This is a genomic window from Streptococcus sobrinus DSM 20742 = ATCC 33478 (assembly GCF_000686605.1).
Taxonomy (GTDB): domain Bacteria; phylum Bacillota; class Bacilli; order Lactobacillales; family Streptococcaceae; genus Streptococcus; species Streptococcus sobrinus.
This window is the reverse complement of record NZ_JMLC01000012.1, coordinates 16,184-28,405: the sequence shown is the minus strand read 5'-3', so window position 1 is coordinate 28,405 and position 12,222 is coordinate 16,184. Positions and strand designations below refer to the sequence as shown.

Below are 12,222 nucleotides of genomic sequence, written 5' to 3'. Positions count from 1 at the left end.
GTCCTCGACTTGTCGGTAAATTGCTGGAAATAGGGTTATCTCTTATGATTGTGAAATACTAAAAGAAAAGGAGAACTCTTATGTTTTTATTTCCAGATGTCGCTGAAGAAGCTTTTGACTTCTCAGCTGAATGGTTAGTTAGCCAGATGGATGATACCAGTCGGATCGTTACTTTTGAGGGGACAGGTCAAAATGCAGACCTGTCTATGAGTATTTCTTATGAAAATAATCCAGAAGACTACCAATCCCTTGGCATTGGTGAGTTGGTAACTTTTCCTAGGGAAACTTTTTTTGATTTAGGTCATAATCTTGCTTTGTAGAAAGGAGTTCCATTATGGCTAATAAGCTTAATCGTAAGGAGTTGCGTGATCTCGCTAAGTCTCGTGATATTGTTGAAGTGGCCCAAAGTATGGGAATGGAACTCTTTCGGTCGGGTAAAGATTACCGCTGGAAAGACCATGACAGTTTAGTGATCAGTCCAAATAATGGCCTTTGGAATTGGTATAGTCAGCACAAGGGCGGTGATGTGATTTCTTTAGTTGAAACGATTAAGGAGATTAACTTTAATCAGGCCATTGACTATATTACTACTGGCAATTATAGCCAACAGTCGGTTAAACCCGTTGAACATGAGGAGTTTAACTATTACCTGGAAAATTATGAGCAGCCCCTAGATGAAGGTAGGAAGTATCTGAAAGATAGAGGACTATCTGATGAAACCATTGACTTTTTCAGCCAGCGGGGACTGCTGACCCAGGCCAATATCCTGAATCGGGATGAGGTGGAACCAGGACTAGTCTTTAAAAGCTATAATGCTGATGGGGAGTTGGTCGGGGCCAACCTACAAGGTATCCGTGAAAATCGGATGAAATATCCTAAACGTGGCTACCTCAAGCAAGTTATGAAAAACTCTGACGGTCTTACTGGTCTCCACGTGGATGTTGGCCAACCAAACCGCTTAGTCTTTGCAGAAAGTCCTATTGATTTGATGTCCTACTATGAATTGCACAAGGACAGCTTACAAGATGTCCGACTTGTTTCCATGGATGGTCTGAAAGATGGGGTTATCGGTCGCCACTTATCAGAACTGACAGCTGAACAAGCTGGCCGCTTTATTTCTTGGTCGCCTGAAGAATTGGCTAAGGGGTTAGAATTAGCTAAGGAAAATGGCTATTTTGCCAATGGTAAGCACGCTGACATGATTACCTTAGCCGTTGATAATGACCAAGGTGGTCGAAAATTTATTCAGGACTTGGTAAAGGAAGGAATTCCCGTAGTGGCAGACATTCCTGATTTACCAGCTGGAAAAAATAAGATGGATTGGAATGACCAGCTTAAACAGTTTAAGCAGGAGCCACAAATAGAAGATAATCCAACACTTTATCAAGCATCACCAGTTGATCCATTTGAGGGACAATTTGACCAAGGAATTGAAGAAAGTGAAGGATCACTCTATATTAATCCTGAGACAGGTGAAGCCAGTGAAACACAAGAAGGTGCCCAGGAAGACATGGTCTTTTTGGATGCTAATGGCTATCCACATGAAACAGAAAAAGAGGCTTTAGAAGCCTCACAAGAAAAAACTAATTCTGAACCAGATTTACAAGTCGCTTTTCGCTCGTCTGATGAAAATTTTCTATCGGAGAAGTATTCATCAGGAGAAGTAGTCCCTTACAATATTTTTGTAAAGGATCTTTATCTTGAAAATAATAAACGATTAGAGGTAATAGAAGAACCTCTTGTTTTTCCAATATTACATACAACAAATCAAGGAGGAACCTGGTTTGATCTGCTAGATGAAAATGGGAAACCCTTAGTAGACAATTTTCGTTATGACGTTGGAGAAGAAAACCAAACAATTTCAGAGCGGTTAGAAAGAACATTACCTTCAGACTATTTAAATATTGCTCAGCGAGAAGATGCTACTTTCCCTAGGCCTGAGCTACCATCGTTCAATCCAGATTCAGGTATCCCAGTTGATTTATATACTGGACACCAAAATTTTGGAACAATTGACTTTAATGATTTGTTCAATAATAGTGATTTTGGAAGCCAAGCGGATGAATTAGGCTATGGTTGGGCAGTAAATCCAAAAGAAATGTTTGCAGTTATTCATGGCGAAACGTTAACACAAACTCAAGTTGATCACATTATTGATCGGATGTTTAAAGAAAATATATCCAACCAGCAGTTGAAATCTCTCTTAGAAACAGATGATTTCACCCTAAAAGATTATGCGGCTGGGACTGATAAGAGACCAGATGAACAAGAAAAAGCCCTTGACCGAAGTCAAGAGCTCAATAACACTGGGGGCGAACTATTCAATCGCAATTCCAGTTTTTTAGAAGCCGAAGCTTCAGGGACAGCACCGCAGCCCGTTGAGAAAAATTCTCAACCTGATTTTCCTGCCAATGTTCAGTTACATTTTACCACTGATACAGACAGGAAGTCAAATAAAGTCTATAGGAAAAATTTTCGGACTTTGAATCTGTACTCTAATACACTTAGAGATTCTGCTCAGTGGTATCTCTCTGAATTAGCTGGGTCAAAGATACACTATGTTTACAAGACTCCTGATACTGATTCTTTGCAAGTATTAAATATCAGTTTCGAGAAAAGAAATTGGATGCACTTAACGGGAGTTACACCAAGGTATGAAAATTATGTAAATTCACTTTCAGAGTCATTTGTTGAAGACGTAGCTAATGGTAGAGGTCATTTTAAAGATCTGAAGTTCGCTCCTGGAATGTCAGATAAGTTGAAAGTATTGAATTTATTACCTGAAATTATTGAGTCAGATTCATTTGTATTTAATGATTTAACGTCAGTAGAAAAACTAAATAATTTGAATTTATCAAAAGCTATTACTCCTGAAGACAGCGACCTTCTACTATTGTTTAGAGAAGAAGAATTTGCTCATGTACCTGCTTCACTTATGAGAATAAAAGGTAGTTTAGGTGAGCAACTTTCTTCACTTGAAAATGGTGTTGTCCTGGGTGTTTACCTTGAACGAAATGGAGAAATCAGTCAAAAATCAATAAATAACGATTACATAAAAGATGGGGGGAAAGAAATGTTCAATACCTTAAAGGCTATGAACCTTTCCGATCAGGAAGATGTGGACTATAACCTTGTTGAACCCCCTCAAGTGCCCTTAGAACCTCGTCCTAAGAGTTTGGCCCAACAGGCTGAAGAAATCATGGAAGAGGACCGCCTGAAGGCTGAGAAGCAAGCTCATTCCCCTTCAGCTGAAAAGGACTTTGATCCTACTAAGGCTAGTCCTGAAGAATTAAGTGCCCATGCCTTAGACCAAATTAGGAAGTATTCTACTGACCCTAAAGCCATGAAAGAGTACCTTGATTTCATGAGTCATTTCCCTGGAATGTCACCAAGAAATGCTGCCTTGGTTCAAGAACAATGGCCAGGTGCCCAGGCAGTCGCAACTTATAACCAATGGCAGGATAGAGGCAAAGCCTTAGGTATTAAACCAGAGGATGTTATGCAGTCAACCCGTACTTTTACCAATAAGAAAACTGGAAAAACCAAGACTGTCCACTATGACCGGTTGTCTGTCAAGGCAGGTGAAAAGTCTAAGATTACCTTGCTGCGGCCAGTTATGGTTGATATGATTCCTGTCTTGGACGCTACAGGTAAGCCTGTTAAAACCTCACAAGGACGGACCAAATATAAGCCACGGTCGGAAGCTTCTCCAGCAGAAAAAGCTAAAATCCAATCAAAGGAACTACCCGTCAAAGAGTTTATGAGTGGGAAATTCACGACTTACAAGGTCTTTGAATTATCGCAAACCACCCTGAAGCCTGAAAGCTATCCTAAGGCTATGCCTAACCGCCAGTTTGATTTTGACATGGATAAGGTACAGACAGACAAGGTCTTAAAAGGACTTTGTGATTATGGCCAAAAAATCGGAGTGGACATGGCCTTTGATAATGCTCATCAGCTGGGTAATGCTAAAGGGGCTTACTATCCCAAAGCTCAAAAGATTTTAATTAATCCCGATAATACACCTGGTGAACAGGTATCTGTTGGCATCCATGAATTGGCTCATGCAACGCTCCATAATCCAAAGTTTATGAGTAAAGGGGATGTCAACTTAGATACTAGTCATAAGGAGCTTGAGGCAGAGATGACCGCTTACATTGTTTCTAAGCATTTTGGTCTTGATACAAGTGAGGAGTCCATTCCTTATATGGCAAGTTGGACGGATAATCTCAATAAAATGACGGATAAGGAATTGGATTACTCTATGAAGCGAGTTCATAAGGCTGCGGATCAGGTTGTGAAATGTGTTGAGAATCGAACAAATCCGACACCCCCCAGAACAAGGGACAGAGGGATTTCACCAAGTCCAAAAAATTCTGTCCCTAAACCTTTAAATCCTTAATGAAGAGTTCCCACGTGGGACTCTTTTTTGATGTGTCCGTGAGCTGTCGGTAATTTTTCAAAAGAGCCATTATCCCTTAAACTCTATCTATCTTAATTAGAAAGGAATTATTTTATGAATGCAAACAGTAATATTAACCGAAAAATCTGATCAGCGGAAGGCCTATGCCAAGGCTTTGGGGCAGGCTACCAATGATGGACCAGTCTCTATTGTCCGTTCCAGTCCTTTCTTTGAAGGAGAGGTTCATGTAATTGCTCCTGAGGGGCACTTGTTTGAGTATCCTCTGCCTCAAGATAATTGGGACTTGTCCAAACTGCCTTTGTTGGACATTTCCTTTAAGGATCTCCAACTGAAAAAAGATAAGCGGTCTAAAGACCTCTTTAAACGGATTTCCCAGGAAGTTCAGGCAGCGGATCAGGTGATTATTGGGACGGATGCCGATCGGGAAGGGGAACGGATTGCTTATGCGATTCTATCTCATATTCCTGGAGGACTAGATAAGGTTGCTAAACGGCTATGGGTCCAGTCTATGAGCCCTGAAGGTATTCAGGAAGCCTTCCAAAACTTGAGGGATCCAAAGGAAACTTATAACTATTTTTTGGAAGCAGAAGCGAGAAGTCAAAGTGATTGGCTGGTAGGAATGAATCTATCGCCTTTTACGACCCTAAATCTGCAGTATCAAGGAAAGTTGAGGAGAGGAAAAGGTAGCTCCTTGTCAGTCGGTCGGGTTCAAACGCCAATCGTACGGCTGATTTGTGAAAACGACTTAGCTATACAGACTTTCCAGCCGAAGCCCTTTTATAAGCTTGACCTACATGATACAACTTATCAAGTGACTTTTACTTATAAAGACCCCTTAGAAACAAGCGAGGAGGCTTTGGGGCTCTTGCGAGGACTAGATAAATCGAGCCGAGTCATTGGAATAGAAGGGAAGAGGGTTACGCAACTTGCCCCCCCTTTATTTTCTTACTCTAGTTTGACAGCCTTAGCTTCTAAGCGGTTTGGCTTGCGAGCAGATGAGACCCTGAAACATTTGGAAAGTCTTTATTTGAAAGGCTATATCTCTTATCCAAGGAATCAGGATAAGACTCATATCACTTTCAAAGAATTTGATTATTTAAAAGGTTTAGTAGCTGACTACCAAAAACTCATTGATTGTCACTTTGAAGTCGCTCATCCTGAACCTAGGGAGGCTTATGTAGACCCTAGCCAGGTCGGGTCTCACTACGCCATCATTCCAACCCAAAAAATTCCAGACCTCTTTCAACTTCCTTCAGCTGAACGCTTGATTTATCAAGCGGTTGTCAAGCGGAGCTTGCTGATGTTTGCCAAGGATTATAGTTATGAAACAACTCAAATGACCTTACTGAATAAGGGGCTTGAGTTTAAAACGTCGGGCCACCGTATTCTAGAGCCTGGTTGGCGGGACTTACTGGAAACAAAAGTCCGTAAGGATAGTCTATTACCTGACTATCAACTAGATGATTTAGTACCAACTAAAGCAGTGGTCCGCTCTGAAATGACTAAACCGCCAAGACGGCTGACCGAAAGCCTACTGATGGGTCAGGTCTTGCCAAGTTATGGTCTGGGGACTTCAGCGACCAGGGCAGCCATGCTGAAGAAAATTCAAGAGGTCGGCTATGTTCAGATGGATAAACAATCGGGTCAATTATACCCTACACAAAAAGGTTATCTTCTGGTCTCTGCACTTAAAGATAATGATTTCTCAGACCCCAATACAACGGCTGGCTGGGAAAATTTCTTAGAGCAGATTGGCAAAGGAGAACTTTCACCAGGGGAATTTGTTGAGGGCATCAAAGAGAAGTTGGTCCAGCAGATGAAAGGAGGAATTTATGGCAGGTGAAACCGAACAGAAACCAAGTGTTTTAGAGGAATTTGCGAATAATTTATCGTCCAAGGTTTTGTCTAAACCTGACGATTATGAAGTTTATGGCCGTGATGAAGAAGTGGAAGATGTTATCCTTGCCCTTCTGAGAAAGGGAAAGAATAGTCCTGTTTTAATCGGTGAGCCAGGTGTCGGTAAGACTGCCGTTGTTGAAGGGCTAGCTCTAAGAATTGCTAGGGGACAGGTTCCTGCCCGATTACAAGGACTAACCGTCTATAACCTAGAACTCTCTAGCTTGACTGGTGAGGGTGATTTTATTGCTAAATTTAAGCAGATTATTGATGAACTAGTTGACCGACGAGGCGAAGTTTTAATGTTTATGGATGAAATTCATACCATTGTTGGGGCTGGCGGTCAGGAAGGCCAAGCCCTTGATGCAGGGAATGTTATCAAACCAGTCCTCGCTCGTGGGGAAATTCAATTAATTGGTGCGACTACTTTGGATGAATATCACCAATACATTGAAACAGACAAAGCCCTAGAGCGGCGGATGCCACCAATCATGATTGATGAACCGTCAGAAGAAGAAGCTATAACAATTCTCAACTTGGCCAAGGCTCCTTATGAAGAGTTTCACCAAGTGACCTATTCTGAGGAAGCTATTCGTCAAGCGGTTAGTCTATCTATACGCTATATCACCGATAAATACCTACCTGACAAGGCCTTTGATTTAATTGACGAAGCAGGAAGCCTAGCTGCTAGTAGAGGACAAATTGAAATTACTGAAGCTGAAGTTGCTGAAATTCTCAGACGAAAAACAGGTATTCCAGTTACCACTATCCTTCAAGGTACTGATGACCGACTGGAAAAGTTATCTGATGCCCTTCATCAAAGAGTTAAAGGTCAGGATGGTGTGATTGATGCCATGATTAGGGCCGTCTCTATCGCCCAGGAAGGCCTGCAGGATGAATCTAAGCCCTTTGGAACATTCCTTTTGCTTGGTCCTACTGGGGTTGGGAAAACGGAGTTTGCTAAGGCAACAGCTCAAGGTCTCTTTGGTTCCGAGGAGTCTTTAATCCGCTTTGACATGTCTGAATATATGGAAAAAGGAGACGATAAGAAGCTGATTGGGGATGCTAAAACTGGAACGAAAGGGGACTTGACCGAGAAAGTCAAACGGAGACCTTATAGTGTTTTGCTCTTTGATGAAATTGAAAAGGCTGATGCCAGTGTTCTAGACTTGTTTTTACAGATTTTGGATGATGGTCGCTTGACAGATGCGACTGGACGGCTGGTAAGTTTCAAGAATACCCTAGTTTTAATGACGACCAACCTGGGTGCTCGGAAGGTAAATGATCAGTTTGACATTAAAGGGGATATTGACAAACTGGACAATGAGCAATTGAAAAAGCTTGAAAAGAATATGAACAGGGTTCTAAAAAATGACTTACGTCCTGAGTTTATTAACCGCTTTGACTATAAACTGATTTTCAATGTTTTGACAGAGAAACTTATTTTGAAAATTGTCGATAAGGATATGGATTTAGTTGCCCAACGCCTAGCTAAACATGGTATGAGTGTTAGCTATGATCAGGCAGTCGCCAATTATTTATCTCGTAATGGAACCGATGAGAAAAATGGTGCTCGACCATTGGCCCGTCTTATTTCAGACGAAGTTGTCGCTCCAATCGCTGATTTAAAGCGACGACTCAGAAGAGAACACGGCTCATCTGCGGGCTATCATATTATTATTTCGGCGGTTGGGGAGTTAAAGGATGAGTCCCACAGAAAGGAACGGCAGCACTTGGAATTTGAAGCCATCTTGCAAGAAGTTGCGTAAAAATGTCCGTGAGCTGTCGGTAAATTTTCTAAAATTCTTTTTTCCTTTACTATAGGACCGTCAAAAAAATAAATTATTTAAATAAAGGAGACATTCATCGATGAAAGAAATTTTGACAACAAAAATTCAATCAGCTACTTTTGAAGTTCAGAAGGCTGGACTGACATTGGCAGCTGGAAATAACCCATTTACTCCCGCTAAAAATGGGATTGATGAGTTAAGGGGCTGGATTATTCCAGTTGGTCTTGCAGGGTTGGCTGTTGCTGCGGTAGTTACACTAATTATTTATGGTGTTGCGGGTCGTGAAAAAAAGCAAGCCATGAAGGATAAGCTTGGTGGTATAATTTTGGCAGCTATGGGAATTGGTATAATCCCTGGTGCACTCTTATGGGCTTATACTTGGGGTAAACAAACATTTGGATACTAAGGAGGTATAGCTAATGGCTTTTTCCCTATTTTCTTCAGGTGAAAAGACCGTGATCTCTGATAAGCTCTTTATAAAAGTTGACTGGGAAGAAGGTTACTCACCTGAAACCAACGAGGCTTTGTCAGCTTTGATTCAAGGGATTGATTCGGTAATGCCAGAAACCAGTTTTTTACTAGAAGAAACCTTACCTTATCTGACCTTTTATCAGACAATGGTCTTGTTAGATAATCTAAAACGGCAGTTTGGCGTGTTTCAGCTCAAGGCTCTGAGGGTTTGTCATAAAAAGGATGGGCTTGCTTCTACACAAGATGAGGTTTTTTTGGAACCCTTGGTTATTGATGACCAATTTAATGATTTGTTATCCTTACTCATGGAGGCAGTCTTGATCCAGGATAATTTCAAATCCTATCCTTATGCCAAAAAGAAAGCTTATTTTACAGATCAAGTATTTCCTGATTACGTTGACAGTCTGAATAAAAACAACTGGGCTATCAGCGAGGAAGACTTACCAGAATTTCCTGAGGCAACCGAGACAGAGAAGTTGAAGGAGGAAGCTCAGGAAGCACAGACAAGACTACCAGTAGCTAGTTCGACCAAGACTCCGGGTTGGTTGAAAATTGTAGCTATTTCTGGTCTATGTGTAGGTTTGCTTGGCCTATTCTTTGGTTTTTCTTTTTTGGGGCGAGCTAGTAAGCTGGCTAAACAGACAAACTATCTCTATTCAGAGTTCACCAATGCTAAACAAGTTCAAACCCATGAGCACCAGGTTGATACCTTTTCAAGGTATTTCTTGTCCGCTTATTACAGTAATAACAAGGACACTTTAAAACCTTTCCTAGATAAGGGAGATGCAAGATACACAGCTCCAAAAGATGCGACGATTACTTCGACCATCCTGGAAGGGGTAAGCTATGATGAACAGTCTAAGACCTATACCCTTAATTATGTATTGGGGCTTAAAACCAAGGATGATACGAAGCAATCTCGCTTAACCTTCAAGGTCAAGGAAAACAAAAAAAGTGATTATGGTTTTGTTCTAACAGCAGAACCAACTGAAGAAACTTATCCAAAGGATAAGTAATTAGAAAGGAAAGTAAATCATGACAAAAAAACAAGTATTGACTAGCGTTCTCGTTGCTGGTTTTGCTCTATCAAGTGGTGGTGCAGCTTTTGCGGATGAGGTTCAATCTCAAAGCGTTCAACCACAAACCTCAGCTGCGACAGTTGTTTCTCAGCCCGCAGCTGATAATTCAACGCCGACTGTTCCTGATTCAGGACAAGCCTCAAATTCAGATACTCAACCTGCAGGTGGTGATGTGAGCCAACCAAGTAGCTCAACCCCGTCAAGTTATGACACAGGAAGCAGTAGTAGTCAAGCTAGTCAACCATCAGAACAGCCATCACAAGATAATTCAGCTCCTGCCTCATCGGACACTCCAAGTGTACCAGAGGCTTCGCAGCCAGCTGGCAACCAGGGAGATACAGCTCCAAGTGCAAGTGGTGATAACTCAGGGGCTTCAACTCCTGATAGCTCTGCTCCAAGTTCTTCAACCCCTTCCTCATCATCAGATAAGGACAAGGAGAGACAGCCACAAGCAGCACCGGATCAGTCCACTCCAGATGCTAGTGACTCCAACCAGGGAAAACCTGATAGTCAGTCACAGCCTGGTAACCAAGCACAAGCTAAACCAGCTGATAAAGGAGACCAATCTTCTCAGCCAACTAATCAGTCCAGTCAACCAACCGCTGGCCAAGCCTATGACCAAGGTCAAAGCCAAGTCGGTTTGACCAGTGAGGTTACTGGACAAGTAGTTCAGGATGTCACCCCAGAAGCCCCTGTCACAACTGAAAATGGCTCTACTATTGTCTCTGTCCAAAATGGCCAACCTATTGTCAGCCAGAGTGATGGATCAACTCAAGCGGTTGACCCAGGTAGCGTTGGGGCTACAGTCAACTCTGATAAAACGCTTAGCGTTAAGGGAGATGACGGAAAAATGAAGACCTTGCCTCATACAGGTGACGGTGCTAGTTCAGCCGTTATGGCTTCTGGATTAGGCATGGTCCTTAGTGCGGTATTGCTTTTCATGCAAAGCAAGTTCAAACTTTTTACTAAAAAGGATTAAATTAAATAACAGTATATTGAGGGAGAAAAAATTAATGAACAAACAACTTTTATTCAATGCGACTGATAAAATCAACGGCCATGGTTCTTACCGCAAACGTGGTAAGACTCTGCTTGGTACTTTAGCCGTGGCTGGAGCTTTGGCTTTGGGAGCTGGTACAGTAGTATCTGCTGATGAAGCGACACCAGCACAAGAGCCTCAAACAGCACCAGTTACCTCACAGACGGCTGAACAGGCTAATGTGCAGTCCGTTTCTGTTGATAATTCCACAGTAGAAACTGCTGCTACCAATGCCCAAAATGCAGGCGTTGAGGTCACTCAAGAGCCTGCCAAGGACATGGGAGTGGCTCAAAATGACCAAGATTTAGCTAATAAACAAGCTGAAATTGCTGCTGATCAGGCTAATCAGGTTCAGTCTCTGCAGGAAGCTCAAAAGCAAGCTACCGAAACGAACCAAGCCTATCAGGAAGCTAAACAGGCCGTAGATACTACCAATGAGCAGGCAGACCAAATGGCTAATGGCCATAAGGACTACGTGGCAGAGGTTAAGACCGAGCCTGTAGACCAAGGTAAAACGCCTGAGGCCTATAAGGCAGTTACTCAAAAGGCCCAAGATGTCCAAAAGCAGAACCAGTCTGCGGTTGATAATCTCAATAAACAGTTGGCTGACTATCTAAATTCCACGGCCTTTAAAGCTAGTATGCAAGAAACCACTCAAAACGTGGATAGCTTGCAATATGGTAATTCCGAAATGCACGCTACCGTTAATTCAGAAACGGGTGCTTTCCAACTTACTCATGATATGAATGACGGGGACAATGATCGCTTGGGAAACCTTGGTACTGGTGTCCTGGACGGTAAGTTGAATTGGCACTCTACGTCTAATGGTGATGGTAGCCAATCCATTACGATTGATAGCGTAGACCTTGGTAAGTACGTCTATACCAATTACCGTCCAAGTACGGCCGTCAATAAGAATGCTGAAATGGTTGTGAAAGACCTAGACGGTAATATCATTTGGCGGTCTGGTATCTACAATGTTGACAATAACCTGTCACAAGACATTAACAAGAATTCTGCTATCAATAAGACTGTAACCGTTGCTGGTAATGGTACAAAAAGTGACTTGCTGGAAGTCTTGAAGGTAGATGATAATTGGATTATCAATACTCATGGTCAGGTTCAAGTTCAGTTCCAAACTGACAATAAACAACCAGACAAAATTACCCTTGTTAAGCTCTCTAATCCAGCTGAACCAGAACCCGTTAAGGCTAATTATCATACATATCAGCTAGCTGTTAAAACGCCAGCCCCTCAACCTGGTCAAACGACACCAGCCCCTCAAAAGGCCCCAGCTCAACCTGTTAAGGCTGCTGCCTTACCTCAAACAGGTGATAAGAGTTCTGTAAATGCTGTAGCCTTGGGAGCTATCTTTGTTGGTATGTCAGCTATGGGAGCTGCCCGATTTAAACTCAAAACAAAAGAAACTGAAGAAAACGACTAGAAAGGAATTTTGATAAGACTACTAGGGCCATCTCAGAAAATTCTGGGGTGGTTTTAGTTGTCTCTGGCTTGTCGGTAAAT

8 protein-coding genes are annotated in these 12,222 nt (G+C 42.1%); all 8 read left to right on the top strand.

The genetic code is table 11. From position 1 onward, the window contains the following. Positions 1 to 80: 80 nt before the first annotated feature. A complete protein-coding gene (locus BS63_RS0105435) occupies positions 81 to 320 on the top strand; it encodes a hypothetical protein (protein ID WP_002960236.1) in 240 nt (79 codons plus the stop codon). A 14-nt stretch (positions 321 to 334) separates the two neighbouring features. Further along, the gene (locus tag BS63_RS0105430; RefSeq protein ID WP_028798473.1) at positions 335 to 4,402 is read left to right on the top strand and encodes a PBECR4 domain-containing protein; all 4,068 of its coding nucleotides are present in this window, start codon (positions 335 to 337) and stop codon (positions 4,400 to 4,402) included. 118 nt (positions 4,403 to 4,520) lie between these two features. Then, entirely contained in the window at positions 4,521 to 6,266 is a 1,746-nt protein-coding gene (locus BS63_RS0105425; protein ID WP_002960235.1) for a type IA DNA topoisomerase, read from the top strand. After that, positions 6,256 to 8,088: an AAA family ATPase gene (locus BS63_RS0105420; RefSeq protein ID WP_002960234.1), complete on the top strand. Its 1,833-nt coding sequence runs from the start codon at positions 6,256 to 6,258 to the stop codon at positions 8,086 to 8,088. Before BS63_RS0105425 ends, BS63_RS0105420 begins: the two co-directional genes overlap by 11 nt. 100 nt (positions 8,089 to 8,188) lie before the next feature. Continuing rightward, a complete protein-coding gene (locus BS63_RS0105415) occupies positions 8,189 to 8,515 on the top strand; it encodes a hypothetical protein (RefSeq protein WP_002960233.1) in 327 nt (108 codons plus the stop codon). Between the two features lie 13 nt (positions 8,516 to 8,528). Then, a complete protein-coding gene (locus BS63_RS0105410) occupies positions 8,529 to 9,596 on the top strand; it encodes a hypothetical protein (protein WP_002960232.1) in 1,068 nt (355 codons plus the stop codon). 19 nt (positions 9,597 to 9,615) lie between these two features. After that, a complete protein-coding gene (locus BS63_RS0105405) occupies positions 9,616 to 10,638 on the top strand; it encodes an LPXTG cell wall anchor domain-containing protein (RefSeq protein WP_002960231.1) in 1,023 nt (340 codons plus the stop codon). A gap of 34 nt (positions 10,639 to 10,672) precedes the next feature. Next, complete coding sequence (locus BS63_RS0105400) at positions 10,673 to 12,142, top strand: LPXTG cell wall anchor domain-containing protein (protein WP_002960230.1); 1,470 nt, start codon at positions 10,673 to 10,675, stop codon at positions 12,140 to 12,142. The last annotated feature ends 80 nt before the right edge of the window (positions 12,143 to 12,222 follow it).